This is a genomic window from Tetragenococcus solitarius NBRC 100494 (genome assembly GCF_001544195.1).
GTDB classification, from domain to species: Bacteria; Bacillota; Bacilli; order Lactobacillales; family Enterococcaceae; genus Tetragenococcus; species Tetragenococcus solitarius.
On sequence record NZ_BCPY01000046.1, the window covers coordinates 1 to 16676 of the forward strand.

Below are 16676 nucleotides of genomic sequence, written 5' to 3' on the forward strand. Positions count from 1 at the left end.
AAACGTGTAGAAATTACTTTTAAGAGGTGTAGCAATGGAGACAAATGAAATAAAAAGAAAAATGAATTCTGGAGAAATTTATTATGAGAATTCAGAAATTGAAGAAGAAAGTTTAAATTACAGTGCCTTGCTTTATACTTTCAATAATACAAATCCAAAAGAGTTACAAAAGAAAAGAATCTATTTAGAAAATCTTTTAGGTGAAATAGGGAAAAATGTTTATATTGAACAGCCTTTACATGCAAATTGGGGTAAAAATACTTATATAGGAAATAATGTTTATATAAACTTTAATCTTACCTTAGTAGACGATACAAGAATAGAAATTCATGATCATACGATGGTAGGACCTAATGTGACGATTGCTACAGGAACACATCCACTTGAACCTCAATTAAGGAAGCAAAAAGCTCAATATAATTTACCCGTTATTATAGAAGAGAATGTTTGGATTGGAGCGGGAGTTATCATACTTCCAGGTGTTCATATAGGGCAGAATTCTGTTATTGGAGCAGGTAGTGTAGTTACGAAAAATATACCAGAAAATGTGCTAGCCTTTGGAACACCTTGTAAAATAGTAAAAAAAATCGATTAAAGAAGTAATGATTTAGTTTCTAGTCTCTGAACAGAATTCGTGATAAAATAAATAGGAATTTTAAAAGAAGGGAGTAAATAAATGAAAGTACTAGCAATGGATACGTCTAATCAGACAATGGCGATCGCTGTTATGGAAGATCAGACGATTCTGGGTCAAATACAAACAATGGTAAATAAAACACATAGTAAAACCTTGATGCCAGCTATAGACTATTTAATGAAAAGTGTTAGTCTAACTCCTGCAGATTTAGAGCGGATTGCAGTTGCTCAAGGGCCAGGTTCTTATACCGGTTTACGCATAGGTGTAACGACTGCAAAAACATTAGCAAGTACTTTGTCAATCGAGTTAGTAGGAGTTTCAAGTTTAAAAACAATTGCAGCCAATTGTATGAAAGAACCAGGCTGGATTGTTCCTCTTTTTGATGCTCGAAGAAAAAATGTTTATGCGGGTGCTTATCAGTGGCAAGACAATGAATTAGTGAATGTTTTGGCAGATCAGCACCTTTCATTGGATAAATTGTTAGCTCTTTTAAAAGATCAACCATGCTATTTTGTAGGCGCAGATGTAAAAAAATTTCAGGACATTATCGCTAAATCGCTTCCCTTTGCAAAAATTAACTCAATTGAACAATGGAATTATCCAAATGCGATTGTCATCAGTCAGTTAGCTCAAAAAGAAGAACCGGTTGTAGATATTGATCGATTTTTGCCCAATTATTTAAAACGTGTAGAAGCGGAAGAAAAATGGCTTGAAAATCACCAAAATGAGGAAGAAGATTATGTTGAAAAGATTTAGAGCTGCTTTTTCAAATTTTCATCATAAAGAACGCTATATCCAACATGTTCAAGAAATGGCAGGTAAACAATTTTTCATACGTGAAATGACATCAGACGATATTAAGGAGCTACTCCAATTGGAACGAGCGGTTTACGCTGGAGAAATTCCATGGACTCGTAGTGCTTTTTTGTCGGAACTGTATTCTCGTTACGCTCATTTATATCTTTGTGTTTTATATCAGGAAAAAATTGTTGGTTTTATTGGCAGCCGAGCTTCTTTAAATGATTTACATGTTACTCATGTAGCGGTCCATCCAGATTTTCAAAAGGTTGGCATTGGATCGTTTTTGTTAGATGAGGTAGAGGCTTTTGCTTATAGGCAGCATTGTCAGACAATTTCTTTAGAAGTACGAATAAGTAATATTGATGCCAAGAGACTGTATCGCAAGTTAGGTTATGAAACTACCAAACGTTTAGAAAAGTATTATACCACGGGTAATGAAGACGCACTTTATATGATAAAGAGGGTTGAATAATGCGTTTAGTCAATGAATGTTTTTTTAATGCTGAAAAATTAGCTGAGCAGTTATTTGTTTTATCTAATAAAAGTTATACTTTTGGTTCTCCTTGGACCAAGAAACAATTTAAAGCAGATATATGCAACGAACAAAGCGGTTATTTAATTCTCGAAGAGACAGAAATTATTGCTTATCTTTGCTATCATCAGTTTTTAGATGAAATGGAAATTTTTAATCTTGCGATTGCAAAAAAGGCGCAAAAAAAGGGATATGGGCTTTTGCTGTTAAATTACTTAAACCAAGTTGCTTTGGCAGAGCAGGCAGAGCGGATCATCTTAGAAGTACGTATTTCTAATCAAGCGGCACAACAACTTTACTTGAAAAATGGATTTGAAGTAATTTTTCGCAGACCCAATTATTATTCAAAACCTTTAGAAGATGCGTTAGTAATGACAAAAAAAGTGAGGCCAGAAGAAAAGAATGAGCGAATTGATATTAGGAATTGAAAGTAGCTGTGATGAAACAAGCGTTGCAGTTGTTAAAGATGGTAACCAAATTTTAAGTAACATTGTAGCTTCACAAGTTAAAAGCCATAAGCGTTTTGGTGGGGTGGTTCCAGAAGTTGCTAGTCGTCACCATGTCGAACAAATTACGTCTTGTATTCATGAAGCTTTACAAGAAGCGCAAGTCGATAAAAAAGATTTAACTGCGGTGGCTGTGACTTACGGACCAGGTTTAGTGGGTGCGTTATTAATCGGTGTGCAGGCAGCCAAAGCCTTTGCGTGGGCAAACGATTTGCCGCTAGTTCCTGTTAATCATATGGCCGGACATATCTATGCTGCTTGTTTTGCAGAAAAATTACGTTTTCCTTTATTGGCCTTAGTTGTTAGTGGAGGCCATACAGAACTGGTTTATATGAAAGAAGATGCTTCGTATGAGGTAATTGGTCAAACCCGCGACGACGCAGCAGGCGAGGCTTATGACAAGGTTGGAAGAGTTATGGGATTAAGTTATCCTAGTGGAAAAGAAATTGATCGATTAGCTCCTTTAGGAAAAGACCGTTACCACTTTCCACGAGCAATGCTTAATGAAGATAATTTTGATTTTAGCTTTAGCGGCTTAAAAAGCGCTTTTATTAATCTGACGCATAATGCACAGCAACGACAAGAAGTTTTATCACAAGAAGATTTAGCGGCTAGTTTCCAAGCGAGTGTCGTAGAAGTTTTAGTAACAAAAACAATCCGTGCTGCCAAATCTTATCCTGTTAAACAGCTGATTGTTGCAGGCGGCGTAGCAGCAAATCACGGTCTTCGTGAAACAATGAAACAAAAAGTTAGCGAGCAATTGCCAGAGACTCAGTTGATTATTCCTCCTTTGCGTTTATGTGGGGATAATGCGGCAATGATCGCTGCAGCTGGTCATGTAGAATTTGCGAAAAATCGCTGCGCAGATTTGAGTCTTAATGCTTGTCCGAGCTTAAGTTTTTGATTTTTCCACAGGTTATAAAAAAGAGTTTCGTTAAAAATAAAATAGTTGAAAATATAGCAAAAATATTGTATACTACTCAAGGTGTCTAAAAAGACACAAATCCACATCTTATCGTAATCAGCGAAGTGGTGCTGACATTGTCAGTTCTTCAACGAGAGGATCGATAGGAGAGGAAAATAAAACCACATGGAGGCAATAAAATGGCAGTAATTAGTATGAAACAATTGCTAGAAGCGGGCGTGCATTTTGGTCACCAAACACGTCGTTGGAATCCAAAGATGAAGAAGTATATCTTCACAGAAAGAAATGGCATTTACATTATTGACTTGCAAAAAACAGTTAAATTGGTAGATGCGGCCTATGAATACATGAGAGAAGTTGCTGAAGAAGGCGGCGTTGCTTTATTTGTAGGTACTAAAAAACAGGCACAAGATTCAATTAAAGAAGAAGCAATCCGTGCAGGTCAATACTACGTAAACCATCGCTGGTTAGGTGGTACATTGACGAACTGGGAAACCATTCAAAAACGAATTGGACGTCTAAAAGATATTAATCGTATGGAAGAAGATGGCACTTTTGAAGTCCTTCCTAAAAAAGAAGTCGTAGGTTTAAATAAAGAACGCGATCGTTTAGAAAAATTCTTGGGCGGTATCGCAGATATGCCTAGAATTCCTGATGTTATCTACATCGTAGATCCAAGAAAAGAACGCATTGCTATCCAAGAAGCACACAAACTAAATATTCCAGTTGTGGCGATGGTTGATACAAATTGTGATCCAGATGAAATTGATGTTGTCATTCCTTCAAATGACGATGCCATCCGTGCTGTTAAATTGATCACTCAAAAAATGGCTGATGCATTAATCGAAGGGAATCAAGGCGAAGACGAAGTGGTCGAAGAAGACTTTGAAGAAGACGAAAATACGGCTGTAGCAGATACACCTTCCCTTGAAGAAATGGTAGATGTAGTTGAAGGCAATAATCAATCAGCTGAATAATGATTGAATAGCGGAGCTGTTTCAAAGACTGGGCAAAAAGCTGCACTCTCCTTTGAAATAGCTTTTTTTAAAAAAGTATAATTTAATCAGGAGGAAAAATTAAATGGCTAATATTTCAGCAAAATTAGTAAAAGAATTACGTGACAAAACAGGTGTCGGTATGATGGACGCTAAAAAAGCTTTGGTAGAAGTTGAAGGTGATATGGACAAAGCTGTTGATTTTTTGCGTGAAAAAGGAATGGCTAAAGCAGCCAAAAAAAGTGATCGTATTGCAGCAGAAGGTTTGGCATCGGTTGCTATTGATGGTAACACAGCAGCTATCGTTGAAATAAATTCAGAAACTGACTTTGTTTCTAAAAATGACAAATTTCAAAATTTGGTTAAAGAAATTGCTGAAACTGTCGCTAAAAACAAACCCAAAGACATGGAAGAAGCAATGGCTTTAGAAACTTCAGATGGCGATACTATTGAAGCAACTTTAATTGAAGCAACCCAAGTTATTGGTGAAAAAATCAGCTTCCGTCGTTTTGAAGTACTTGAAAAAAATGATGAAGCAGCTTTTGGTGCTTACCTTCATATGGGGGGGAGCATTGCAGTGTTAACTGTTCTTGATGGTACAACAGATGATTCAGTAGCTAAAGATATCGCAATGCACGTAGCTGCTATCAATCCTCGTTATATCAACGAAGATCAAATCCCACAAGAAGAATTAGCTCATGAAAAAGCTGTTTTAACTGAACAAGCTGAAAATGAAGGCAAACCAGCAAACATTGTAGAAAAAATGGTTGCAGGACGCTTAAATAAATATAAAGCAGAAATTTGTTTAGTTGATCAACCTTACGTAAAAGACCCTGACATGACTGTTGCAAAATATGTTTCAAGCAAAAACGCTACAGTAAACACATTTGTTCGTTATGAAGTTGGTGAAGGAATCGAAAAACGTGAAGAAAATTTTGCAGACGAAGTAATGAACCAAGCAAAACAATAATTATTGCTTTGCTTAAAAATAGGAACGCATTTAAATGCGCTCCTATTTTTTGTGAATCTTTGTTGTTAAGTTTTGCTAGAAACAAAACGCATAACAACACAAGTAATTTGTAAAGATAATGGTCAGGTTAGCTGTTGTTAACATTAACCTGAAAATAAAAGGCGATTGATTTCAGCAAAAAAGTGTAGTCAAAGAACATTTTACAACTGCGCAATCATGCTGAATATGCTACAATAACATATAGAGGATTTATGGAGGAATCATAAGGATGAAACCAAAATATCAACGAGTGGTATTAAAATTAAGCGGTGAAGCATTAGCTGGAGAAGATGGTTTTGGTATTAACCCACCAACGATCCAAAAGATTGCTGAAGAACTAAAAAAAGTATATGAGTTAAATGTTGAATTAGCGATTGTTGTTGGTGGAGGAAACATTTGGCGTGGACAAATTGGCGCAGAAGTAGGCATGGAACGTGCACAAGCAGACTATATGGGGATGCTAGCAACTGTCATGAATGCTTTAGCATTACAAGATACGCTTGAAAATGTTGGGGTTCCAACACGCGTACAGACTTCTATTGAAATGCGTCAGGTCGCTGAGCCTTATATCCGGCGCCGGGCAGAACGTCACCTGGAAAAAGGACGTGTTGTTATTTTTGCTGGTGGGACTGGAAACCCTTATTTCTCAACAGATACTACAGCTGCTTTGCGTGCTGCTGAAATTGATGCAGACGTAATCCTAATGGCTAAAAACAATGTTGACGGAGTATATTCAGCTGATCCTAAAGAAGATGAAAAAGCGGTAAAATTTGAAAGATTGACTCATTTAGAAGTTATCTCAAAAGGGCTACAAGTCATGGATTCAACCGCAAGTTCTTTGAGCATGGATAATGATATTCCACTGGTGGTATTTAACTTAAATAAATCCGGAAATATCGAACGTGCCGTTATGGGCGAAAATATCGGAACAACTGTAAAGGGGAAATAACACATGGCAGACAAAGTTTTGCAACAAGCAAAAGAAAATATGGAAAAAGCCATAGATAATCTGCAACGTCATCTTGGACAAATACGTGCGGGTCGTGCGAATGCGAGCTTATTAGACCGCGTGAGTGTTGTCTACTATGGGGTACCGACACCATTGAACCAATTAGCTTCTATCACTATCCCTGAAGCAAGGGTACTAATGATCAAACCATTTGATAAAACGATGTTACCAGAAATCGAAAAATCAATCTTGGCTTCAGATATCGGGATTACACCAACAAATGATGGCTCAGTCGTTCGTTTAGTCATTCCACAATTGACAGAAGAACGTCGTAAGGAGTTAGCAAAAGAAGTAGGTAAAGATTCAGAAACAGCAAAAATTGCCGTACGTAACGCTCGTCGTGAGGCAATGGATGAGTATAAGAAACAAGAAAAAAATAGCGAAATTACCGAAGATGATTTACGAACTGCTGAAAAAGATATTCAAGAATTAACCGATAAATACACAGAAAAAATCGAACAGATTTCTTCGGATAAAGAAAATGAATTATTAGAAATGTAAAATGATTCTTAAAAACAGGACTGTAAAAAGTTCTGTTTTTTATTGTCAAAAATCTCTGAGACTAAACAATATCTTTTTCTTCTGGCTATAAGGGGAAACTTAAGAATCAATTTTTAAAAAATTCTTTTGTTCTATTAATATTTTCATTCATATTTTCAATTATCATAGGCAATAGGTTTGTTTATTGATATAATAAAAACGATAAAATTTTATATCTTAGCCGAATATAAAGGATGAATGAAGTTAGGAGACAAAAACAAATGTTACGTTTTTTCCCAGAAAAAAATAAAGCTTTTCAAGAAGAACAAGAATATAAATTTGATGCAGAACTGCCCGTACCTAAACATATAGCTATCATCATGGATGGAAATGGACGCTGGGCACAGAATCGTCGATTACCGCGAGTGGCTGGTCATAAAGAAGGTATGGAAACAGTAAAAAAAATTACCCGCCATGCTTCTCATTTAGGCGTTAAAGTACTTACTCTTTATGCTTTTTCTACCGAAAATTGGAAAAGACCCGAAGAAGAGGTCAATTTTTTGATGCAATTACCGGTTGACTTTTTTGATACTTTTGTGCCAGAGTTAATGAAAGAAAACGTCCGCGTGAACGTAATGGGGGAACAAAATGCTTTACCTATGCATACACAAGATGCAGTAAATCGCGCGATAGAAGAAACGAGTGAGAATACAGGGATGATTTTGAATTTTGCGTTAAATTATGGCAGCCGTTCAGAGTTGGTTTCGGCAGTGAAAAATATTGTCACAGATATCACAGAAAAAAATATTGCAATAGAACAAATCAATGACGATATCATCGCTGATCATTTAATGACTGGATTTTTGCCAAAAGAGGTTCGTGATCCTGAAGTTCTAATCCGCACCAGCGGAGAAGAGCGGATTAGTAACTTTTTATTATGGCAGATCGCTTATAGTGAATTGCTATTTACTAAAGAATTATGGCCAGATTATAATGAAACATCTCTTGAAAACTCAATTGCGATTTTTCAGCATCGAAATCGCCGTTTTGGCGGATTGAAAAACAAGGAGGAGAATAAATGAGGCAACGAGTCATTACAGCGGTTATTGCGTTAGCACTTTTTTTACCCATTATCTTTTTTGATTTTGGAGGTATTTCAGTACAATTATTAGGCGTTTTATTGGCAATAGTGGGTGTCTATGAGCTTTTCAAAATGAAAGGTCTCGCTATTATGAGTTTTGAAGGAGTATTATCTGTTCTTGGAGCCGTTGTGTTGGTATTACCCAATACTCCTTGGTTTTCGTTTTTACCTGAAACTGCAGAGAAATTAATCCTATTTTATTTTATAGTCATGCTTTTATTAGGGGTAACGGTAATATCAAAAAATATGTATACCATCGATGAAGCAGGCTTTCCTATATTAGCTAGCTTATATGTAGGTGTCGGTTTTCAAAACTTTGTAGAAGCAAGACAAACAGGTTTACTTGTTCTTTTATTTGGCTTACTTATTGTATGGGCTACAGACATTGGAGCTTATATGGCAGGAAGAAAATATGGCAGACGTAGACTTTGGCCAGAAATTTCGCCGAATAAAACCATTGAAGGAGCACTAGGCGGTATTGGGAGTGCAGTTGTTATTGCTATTATCTTTTTGATTATTTATCCAGGCAGCCTTTATTTTGAGTACGGCTCTTTTATGATGATTTTTTGGACAATTATCTTATCCATAGTTGGTCAATTTGGTGATTTAGTCGAATCGGCGATCAAACGTCATTATCAAGTGAAGGATTCTGGTCGTATTTTACCCGGACACGGCGGTATCTTAGACCGTTTCGATAGTATGTTATTTGTGTTTCCTATCATGCATTTGATTGGTTTGTTCTAAGGTTAAAAGAAGACCACTGAGCATTTTCGAAGGGTTCGGAAATGCTTTTTTAAATTCTTATTACAAATAATCCCATTGATTGTTAATTGCCTAAGATATGATAAAATAATGAGTAATCTTTGATATACTCTGACGAAAGAGAGGAAACATAAGATGAGGACATTAATAACATTTTTAATCGTCTTCTCAGTAGTTGTGGTGATACATGAGTTTGGCCATTTTTATTTTGCTAAAAAATCGGGCATTTTGGTCCGAGAATTTTCAATAGGAATGGGCCCAAAATTATTTAGCCACCAAGCAAAAGATGGTACGACTTATACCATTCGAGCCATTCCGATGGGCGGTTATGTCCGCATGGCAGGCTACGAAGAAGAAGAGGAACTAAAGGCCGGCATGCCGGTATCATTACAAATAAATGAAAATGATGAAGTTGTTAAAATCAATACCAGTAAAAAAGTACAATTAGACAATGCAATTCCTCTGGAAGTAACCAAATATGATTTGACTGACGCTCTTGAAATTACCGGTTTTATTAACGGAGATGAACAAAAGGTTCGTACTTACCCAGTGAAACATGATGCCGAAGTCATTGAAGAAGATGGAACTCAATTACGTATCGCTCCTCGTGATGTACAATTTCAGTCTGCGAAATTATGGCAGAGAATGCTGACTAATTTTGCTGGACCCATGAACAATTTCTTACTGACGATTGTTTTGTTCATCGCGATTGTATTTTTACAAGGTGGCGTTCCTAACGAAGATTCTACAGTTTTAGGTGAAGTAGATCCCAATGGTGCGGCAGCGGCAGCTGGTTTAAAATCTGGAGATGAAATTGTAAGCATTGATCAAGAAAATGTATCAAGCTGGCCTGAGTTACAACAAGAAATTCAACAAAAACCGGAGAAAGAAACCACACTAGAAGTTAAACGTAAAGACCAAGTATTATCTGTGGATGTAACTCCTGAAGGTGTCAAATCGCAAAATCAAGAGGTAGGTCAACTCGGTGTTCAAGCATCGCTAGAAACTGGTTTTTGGGATAAAGTTGTAGGCGGTGTTAAAGAAAGTTGGGACACCTTTGTTCAAATTTTAGTTGCCCTCAAGTCTTTAATTACTAACTTTAGTTTAGACCAATTAGGGGGACCTGTTGCTATTTTTGAAATGTCTAATCAGGCAGCCCAACAAGGTGCTATGACGGTTTTACTTTTAACGGCAATGATTTCTGTCAATTTAGGAATTGTAAACTTACTTCCAATCCCTGGCTTAGATGGAGGAAAATTGTTACTAAATATTGTAGAAGCTGTACGTGGAAAACCTATTAGTGAAGAAAAAGAAGGAATCATTACTTTAGTAGGATTTGGTTTATTGATGTTGTTAATGGTACTGGTCACTTGGAACGATATTCAGCGCTTTTTCTTTTAAAATAGACCTTTAAGAAAACAAATAGGCTATGAATAAAAATGAGCGGCTTTTTAAAAGAGGAGAGTATTATGAAACAATCAAAACTTTTGATTCCGACATTACGAGAAATGCCAAACGATGCAGAAGCTAAAAATTTACAATTATTGTTAAGAGCAGGTTTTATCCGCCAGGTTTCTGGCGGTGTTTATGCTTATTTGCCTTTAGCAACGCGTGTGCTAAAAAAAATGTATGCGATCATTGAAGAGGAATTTGAAAAAATTGGATCGGTAGAAATTAAAATGCCATCATTGTTACCTTTATCTTTATTAGAAAAAGTTAGTGAGGCTGATTATGATGATAAAGCTTATAATTTAAAGAACCGCACAGGAAAAGAATTTGTCTTAGGCTCTGCATATGAAGGGTTAATCAGTGAGTTAATCGGCGATGAAGTGTCAACTTATAAACGTTTGCCTTTAACGATTTTCCAAATTGCGACCAAGTATCGTAATGATAAGCGTTCACGTTTTGGTTTATTACGTAGTCACGAATTTATCTTAAGCGATGCTTATTCATTTCATGCTACCGAAGATAGCTTAGATGAAATGTATCGTGCCTATCAAAAAGCGTTTAGCCGTATTTTCGAGCGATTTGGAGTTAAAGTAAAAAGTCTTCTTGGAGACAGTCAAATTGATGACCAAACAGCTGCTTTTGAATATATGGCACTTTCAGAATCTGGCGATAAGATTGGTGCTTTTTCAACTGATAGTGACTACGCCGCTGATTTGCAAGCTGCAACAAGTGCCTTTATTTCAAAAAAATCTCATGAACCTTATAAAGAAACACAAGAAGTTTATTTTGATAGGGGAGAGAGCATTGAAAAAGCAGCGCAAGTATTAGAGATTCCTTTACAAAAAGCGATAAAAGCTCAATTTTATCTGGCAGATGGACAGCCCGCTCTGATTTTGATGCGGGCTGACCAGAAAGTCAACGAATTAAAGGTTAAAAAACAGTTACAGGTTGAACAATTAGAGGGTGCAACCGAAGAACAAACAAGAGATTATTTTCATTCGTCATCAATATTTTTAGGTCCGGTTGACGTACCTGATGGGTGCAAAATATGTGCTGATTTACAAGTGCAAGATCTTGCAAATGCTTTGACAGGTGCAAGTCAGGAAAATACTTATTTAAAAAATGTAAACCCAGATAAAGATTTTTCAGTTGATTATTACGCTGATATTCGGTTAGTTCAAGAAGGCGATCCAGCTCCTGACAATTTAGGAACTTTGGTGCTTAAAAAAGGCGTTGAGATAGGACGGATGGTAAAAATAGGTACCTATTTTAGTGATCGGTTAAAAACAGCCGTATTGGATGAAAATGGGCAACATGTTCCAGTTCAAATGGGATATTATGAATTAGGTATCAGTCGTTTATTAGCTACAATTGTGGAACAAAACAGCGATCAAGAAGGGATCAACTGGCCAGCAGAAATTGCTCCTTTTGATTTACATATTGTTCAAACAAATATGGATGACCAAGAGCAAACGGAATTAACCAATAATATCGAACAAATGATGATTGAAGCTGGTTATCAGGTTTTAGTTGATGATCGTCCAGAAAGAGGAGGCGTAAAATTTGCTGATGCAGACTTAATAGGTTGTCCGGTTCGTATAACCGTAGGCAATAAAGCCAGTGAAGGAACAGTCAGTATCAAATTTAAGCAAACACAAGCTAAGATTGAAGTAAAACAAGAAGAACTGGTTTCGACATTGGCAATTTTGTTAAATTCAGAAAGTGAATAAATAATAGAAAAAAATTATTTAGCAGTGCTAATTTCTAATATAAAAGATCCCTTTATGCAAGCGACCTCCAAAAGCTAGATTTTAAATCTAATTTTTGGGGGTTGTTACCACGCTCTAATCGCTTTTTATTATGAAATTGAGACTAAGAGCATAAATTTTTATATAAATTAGCAAAAAGAAGCTATCGTTTTACCCTCTATCATTCGCTTACTAAAACGCGTATACTGATAAAGAAAGATTGCAATATTAAGGAGTGTATAAGCTTGTCAAAGGAAGAAGAAACATTTGAAATTCTCTTAGATCAAATTCAACTTGATGAAACGATGCGAGAAAATCCTTTGATCAAACAAGGAAAAATTAAACAAGTGGTTGTTCACAAACAGTCACAGAACTGGACGTTTGTTCTAGAATTTGCCCAAATTTTACCTGCAATGATCTATCAAAGTTTTCGTCAGAATTTAGAAATGGCTTTTCAGAATATTGCCTCAGTGAAAATGATAGTCAAGACACAAGACGGGCAGTTTGATGAACAGCTATTACAGGAATACTGGCCCTTAGCATTATCTAATCAAAATTGTGATACACCATTTGTTAAGCAAGTGTTAAAAAGTCAACAGCCTTTTATGGCAGAACGCAAGGTGATTTTGCCAATTTCAAATGAAGCTGTGATTCCCAATTTGCAGCAACAATATTTACCTATGATTGAAAAAATATATCAGTCTTTTGGTTTTACAAAATTTCATATCAAACCCCAATTGGATCAAAAACAAGCAGAAGAAAATAAAGAGCAACTTGAAGCTTTTCAAAAGGAACAACAAGAGGCTTTTATGCAGCAAGCTGCAGAATCCATTGCCTCGCATAAGCAACAAAAGAAAGAGAAAAAAGTCGAAAGTCAACCGTTACAAGGTCCGATTGCTTTAGGGAGAAATATCTCACAAGATGAACTTGTCACACCTATGGATAATATCTTAGAAGAGGAGCGACGGGTGACCATTCAAGGCTATGTTTTTGACAAAGAGGTGCGCGAACTTCGTTCAGGTAGACAACTTTTAATTTTGAAAATTACGGATTACACTTCCTCATTTGTTGCTAAGAAATTTTCAAATGGAGAAAAAGATGAACAAATTTTTGAAGCTATCCAAAAAGGCAGCTGGATGAAAGTAAGAGGTAGCATTCAAGAAGATACTTTTATGCGTGATTTAGTTATGAATGCACAAGACTTGGTTGAAGTTAAACATGAAAGCCGTAAAGACTATGCTAAAGAAGACGAAAAACGGGTCGAACTTCATTTACATTCAACTATGAGTACGATGGATGCAACAAATAGCATCACTGAGTTAGTAGAACAAGCTGGAAAATGGGGACATAAGGCAGTTGCTATTACTGACCATGGAGGTACACAAGCTTTTCCTGAAGCTCATCAGGCTGGTCAAAAAAACGGAGTAAAAATTATTTATGGCGTGGAAGCCAACCTGGTAGATGATGGCGTGGAAGTCGCTTATAACCCGCAAGATGTCTCTTTGTCGGATGCCACTTATGTTATCTTTGACGTGGAAACTACCGGCTTATCTGCAGTTTATGATTCCATTATTGAACTAGCAGCGGTGAAAATGCACAAAGGAAATGTCGAAGCTTCTTTTGAAGAATTTATTGATCCTGGGCACCCATTATCTAATACGACAGTTAACTTAACAGGAATTACAGATGAAATGGTTAAAGGATCTAAATCCGAAGAAGAAGTACTACAAGCCTTTCAAGAGTTTTCTGAGGGGTGTATTTTAGTAGCACATAATGCTTCTTTTGATATGGGCTTTTTAAATATGAGTTATAAACGCAACAATATTGCTGAAGCAACCAATCCTGTCATTGATACTTTAGAGCTTGCACGTTTTTTATACCCAGAATTTAAACGTTTTGGTTTGGGAGTATTAACGAAAAAATTTGGTGTGTCGTTAGAACAACATCACCGGGCTGTATATGACGCAGAAGCAACGGGCCATTTGGCTTGGATTTTTGTTAAAGAAGCAATGGAAAAACATGAAATGTACCTACATAAAGACTTAAATCGACATGTAGGTGGTGCAAATTCAATCAAAGCAGCCCGTCCATTTCACGCGACTATTTTGGTTAAAACACAAAAAGGTTTGAAGAATCTATTTAAACTAGTCTCTATGTCAAATGTCAAGTACTTTCATGATAAACAACCGCGTATCCCTCGTTCGGAGCTGGTTAAATTACGTGAAGGTCTCTTGATTGGTACAGCTTGCGACAAGAATGAAGTTTTCGTTGCAATGATGCAAAAAGGTTATGAAGAAGCCAAAGAGTTGGCTAAATTTTACGATTATATTGAAGTCATGCCCAAAGCTGTTTATGCGCCTTTAATTGAACAAGAGTTAATTAAAAGCGAAAAGGATCTGGAAGATATTATTGCCAAGTTAGTCAAAATTGGCGATGAATTAAAAAAACCAGTTATTGCTTCTGGAGATGTCCATTATTTAAATGAAGAGGATGCAATTTATCGTAAAATCTTGATTAATTCTATGGGAGGGGCTAATCCATTAAACCGTCATACTTTACCCGATGTTCATTTCCGTACCACAGATGAAATGCTTACTGAGTTTCAATTTTTAGGCAACGAAAAAGCTAAAGAACTCGTCGTTACTAATCCAAATGAAATCAACGAGAGTTGCGATGTTGTGATTCCAGTCAAAGATAAATTATATACGCCTAAGATTCCTGGCTCTGAAGAAGAAATTACGAATTTGAGTTATTCTAAAGCAAAGGAATTATATGGCGACCCGCTACCAGAAATTGTCGAGAAGCGTTTAGAAAGAGAATTAAAATCAATTATCGGCAATGGATTTTCTGTAATCTATTTAATTGCACAAAAATTAGTCCTTAAAAGTAACAAGGATGGTTATCTGGTAGGTTCAAGGGGATCTGTTGGCTCTAGTTTAGTTGCTACAATGACTGGAATTACTGAGGTAAATCCCTTAGCCCCCCATTATTATTGTCCAGAATGTCAGTATTCAGAGTTCTATGAAGACGGTTCTTATGGTTCTGGGTTTGATATGCCAGAAAAAGACTGTCCAAAATGTGGGACTCGTTTGAAAAAAGATGGGCATGATATCCCATTTGAAACCTTCCTAGGCTTTAATGGAGATAAAGTTCCTGATATTGATTTGAATTTTTCTGGCGACTATCAACCTGAAGCCCATAATTACACGAAAGAACTATTCGGCGAAGATTATGTTTATCGGGCAGGAACCATAGGTACTGTTGCGGATAAAACAGCTTTTGGTTTTGTAAAAGGTTATGAACGAGATTATAATTTAAACTTCAGAAATGCCGAAGTAGATCGTTTAGCCAAAGGAGCCACTGGAGTTAAGCGTACTACCGGACAGCATCCTGGCGGAATCATTGTTATTCCTGACTATATGGATGTATATGATTTTACACCAATTCAATACCCGGCAGATGACCTGAATGCGGAATGGCGTACGACGCACTTTGATTTTCACTCCATTCATGATAATGTATTAAAACTTGATATTTTAGGACATGATGATCCCACGGTGATTCGTATGTTACAAGATTTATCTGGTATTGACCCACAAACGATTCCAACAGATGACCCTGAAGTTATGCGTATTTTTGAAGGAACGGAAGTATTAGGTGTTACACCTGAGCAAATTTATTCAAAAACGGGAACCCTTGGCATTCCAGAATTTGGTACACGTTTTGTACGTGGGATGTTAGAAGATACGAATCCAACAACTTTTGCTGAATTACTACAAATCTCTGGTCTATCTCATGGGACGGATGTTTGGTTAGGAAACGCTGACGAATTGGTACGACAAGGAACAGCTGATTTGGCTCATGTTATCGGTTGTCGGGATGATATTATGGTTTACTTGATGCACGCAGGTCTAGATGCTGGAATGGCCTTTCAAATTATGGAACATGTTCGTAAAGGGAAAGGAATCCCTGATGAATGGCAAGCAGAAATGAAAAAATATGATGTTCCAGATTGGTATATTGATTCATGCTTAAAAATTAAATATATGTTTCCTAAAGCCCATGCGGCAGCTTATGTTTTGATGGCATTACGCGTTGCTTATTTCAAAGTCTATTTCCCAATTCTTTATTACTGTGCTTATTTCTCAGTTCGGGCCGATGATTTTGATTTAGTTTCGATGTGTAAAGGCAAAGATGCTGTAAAAGAGCGAATGAAAGAAATTACAAATAAGGGCATGGATGCTTCAGCGAAAGAAAAGAATCAACTGACTGTACTTGAACTATGCAATGAAATGCTAGAACGCGGTTATGAATTTGGTATGATCGATTTATATAAATCGGACGCGGTAAATTTTGTCATTGAAGACAATAAGTTGATTGCTCCATTTAGAGCTGTCCCAAGTTTAGGGACAAACGTGGCAAAACAAATTGTAAGAGCACGCGAAGATGGACCTTTTTTATCAAAAGAAGATCTTGCCAATCGCGCAAAAGTTTCAAAAACACTCATTGACTATATGTCAGACAATGGCGTTTTAAATGATTTACCGGACGAAAACCAATTATCATTGTTTGATATGCTATAAAGAGTCTGTGACATAAGTAAAGACAAGATAAAAATACCCGAACTATATTTGATAAGATTCCCTAATTGTCGTGAATTTGCGACAAGGGCCTACTGGATC

General features: G+C 36.6%; 14 protein-coding genes. All 14 read left to right on the forward strand.

Annotation, left to right across the window (positions count from 1 at the left end; translation table 11 throughout):
- Window positions 1–34 precede the first annotated feature (34 nt).
- Complete coding sequence (locus TS1_RS10660) at window positions 35–595, forward strand: sugar O-acetyltransferase (RefSeq protein WP_068710496.1); 561 nt, start codon at window positions 35–37, stop codon at window positions 593–595.
- 81 nt (window positions 596–676) lie between these two features.
- The gene (gene tsaB, locus TS1_RS10665; RefSeq protein WP_068710497.1) at window positions 677–1393 is read left to right on the forward strand and encodes a tRNA (adenosine(37)-N6)-threonylcarbamoyltransferase complex dimerization subunit type 1 TsaB; all 717 of its coding nucleotides are present in this window, start codon (window positions 677–679) and stop codon (window positions 1391–1393) included.
- Window positions 1377–1910: a ribosomal protein S18-alanine N-acetyltransferase gene (rimI, locus tag TS1_RS10670; RefSeq protein ID WP_068710498.1), complete on the forward strand. Its 534-nt coding sequence runs from the start codon at window positions 1377–1379 to the stop codon at window positions 1908–1910. The genes tsaB and rimI (TS1_RS10670) overlap by 17 nt, the downstream gene beginning before the upstream one ends.
- Window positions 1910–2398: a ribosomal protein S18-alanine N-acetyltransferase gene (gene rimI, locus TS1_RS10675; protein WP_068710499.1), complete on the forward strand. Its 489-nt coding sequence runs from the start codon at window positions 1910–1912 to the stop codon at window positions 2396–2398. Before rimI (TS1_RS10670) ends, rimI (TS1_RS10675) begins: the two co-directional genes overlap by 1 nt.
- On the forward strand, window positions 2373–3380 hold the full coding sequence (tsaD, locus tag TS1_RS10680; protein ID WP_068710500.1) for a tRNA (adenosine(37)-N6)-threonylcarbamoyltransferase complex transferase subunit TsaD: 1008 nt from the start codon (window positions 2373–2375) through the stop codon (window positions 3378–3380). Before rimI (TS1_RS10675) ends, tsaD begins: the two co-directional genes overlap by 26 nt.
- A 200-nt stretch (window positions 3381–3580) precedes the next feature.
- A complete protein-coding gene (rpsB, locus tag TS1_RS10685) occupies window positions 3581–4378 on the forward strand; it encodes a 30S ribosomal protein S2 (protein ID WP_068710501.1) in 798 nt (265 codons plus the stop codon).
- A gap of 103 nt (window positions 4379–4481) precedes the next feature.
- Window positions 4482–5366, forward strand: coding sequence for a translation elongation factor Ts (gene tsf / locus TS1_RS10690; protein WP_068710502.1), 885 nt, complete (start codon window positions 4482–4484; stop codon window positions 5364–5366).
- Window positions 5367–5634: 268 nt separating this feature from the next.
- Window positions 5635–6354 carry a UMP kinase gene (gene pyrH / locus TS1_RS10695; protein ID WP_068710503.1) on the forward strand — a complete coding sequence of 240 codons (720 nt, stop codon included), beginning with the start codon at window positions 5635–5637 and terminating at the stop codon, window positions 6352–6354.
- Between the two features lie 3 nt (window positions 6355–6357).
- The gene (gene frr / locus TS1_RS10700; RefSeq protein WP_068710504.1) at window positions 6358–6915 is read left to right on the forward strand and encodes a ribosome recycling factor; all 558 of its coding nucleotides are present in this window, start codon (window positions 6358–6360) and stop codon (window positions 6913–6915) included.
- Between the two features lie 260 nt (window positions 6916–7175).
- The gene (locus TS1_RS10705) at window positions 7176–7976 is read left to right on the forward strand and encodes an isoprenyl transferase (protein WP_068710505.1); all 801 of its coding nucleotides are present in this window, start codon (window positions 7176–7178) and stop codon (window positions 7974–7976) included.
- A complete protein-coding gene (locus tag TS1_RS10710) occupies window positions 7973–8779 on the forward strand; it encodes a phosphatidate cytidylyltransferase (RefSeq protein WP_068710506.1) in 807 nt (268 codons plus the stop codon). Before TS1_RS10705 ends, TS1_RS10710 begins: the two co-directional genes overlap by 4 nt.
- Window positions 8780–8932: 153 nt before the next feature.
- Window positions 8933–10198 carry an RIP metalloprotease RseP gene (rseP, locus tag TS1_RS10715; protein WP_068710507.1) on the forward strand — a complete coding sequence of 422 codons (1266 nt, stop codon included), beginning with the start codon at window positions 8933–8935 and terminating at the stop codon, window positions 10196–10198.
- Window positions 10199–10266: 68 nt separating this feature from the next.
- Window positions 10267–11976 carry a proline--tRNA ligase gene (locus TS1_RS10720; protein ID WP_068710508.1) on the forward strand — a complete coding sequence of 570 codons (1710 nt, stop codon included), beginning with the start codon at window positions 10267–10269 and terminating at the stop codon, window positions 11974–11976.
- 263 nt (window positions 11977–12239) lie between these two features.
- Window positions 12240–16577, forward strand: a complete 4338-nt coding sequence (locus tag TS1_RS10725) for a PolC-type DNA polymerase III (protein WP_068710509.1) — start codon at window positions 12240–12242, stop codon at window positions 16575–16577.
- The last annotated feature ends 99 nt before the right edge of the window (window positions 16578–16676 follow it).

Coding starts and splice junctions, on each gene's coding strand:
- TS1_RS10660 (WP_068710496.1), top strand. CDS start 35: ATGGAGACAAATGAAATAAAAAGAAAAATGAATTCTGGAGAAATTTAT.
- tsaB (WP_068710497.1), top strand. CDS start 677: ATGAAAGTACTAGCAATGGATACGTCTAATCAGACAATGGCGATCGCT.
- rimI (WP_068710498.1), top strand. CDS start 1,377: ATGTTGAAAAGATTTAGAGCTGCTTTTTCAAATTTTCATCATAAAGAA.
- rimI (WP_068710499.1), top strand. CDS start 1,910: ATGCGTTTAGTCAATGAATGTTTTTTTAATGCTGAAAAATTAGCTGAG.
- tsaD (WP_068710500.1), top strand. CDS start 2,373: ATGAGCGAATTGATATTAGGAATTGAAAGTAGCTGTGATGAAACAAGC.
- rpsB (WP_068710501.1), top strand. CDS start 3,581: ATGGCAGTAATTAGTATGAAACAATTGCTAGAAGCGGGCGTGCATTTT.
- tsf (WP_068710502.1), top strand. CDS start 4,482: ATGGCTAATATTTCAGCAAAATTAGTAAAAGAATTACGTGACAAAACA.
- pyrH (WP_068710503.1), top strand. CDS start 5,635: ATGAAACCAAAATATCAACGAGTGGTATTAAAATTAAGCGGTGAAGCA.
- frr (WP_068710504.1), top strand. CDS start 6,358: ATGGCAGACAAAGTTTTGCAACAAGCAAAAGAAAATATGGAAAAAGCC.
- TS1_RS10705 (WP_068710505.1), top strand. CDS start 7,176: ATGTTACGTTTTTTCCCAGAAAAAAATAAAGCTTTTCAAGAAGAACAA.
- TS1_RS10710 (WP_068710506.1), top strand. CDS start 7,973: ATGAGGCAACGAGTCATTACAGCGGTTATTGCGTTAGCACTTTTTTTA.
- rseP (WP_068710507.1), top strand. CDS start 8,933: ATGAGGACATTAATAACATTTTTAATCGTCTTCTCAGTAGTTGTGGTG.
- TS1_RS10720 (WP_068710508.1), top strand. CDS start 10,267: ATGAAACAATCAAAACTTTTGATTCCGACATTACGAGAAATGCCAAAC.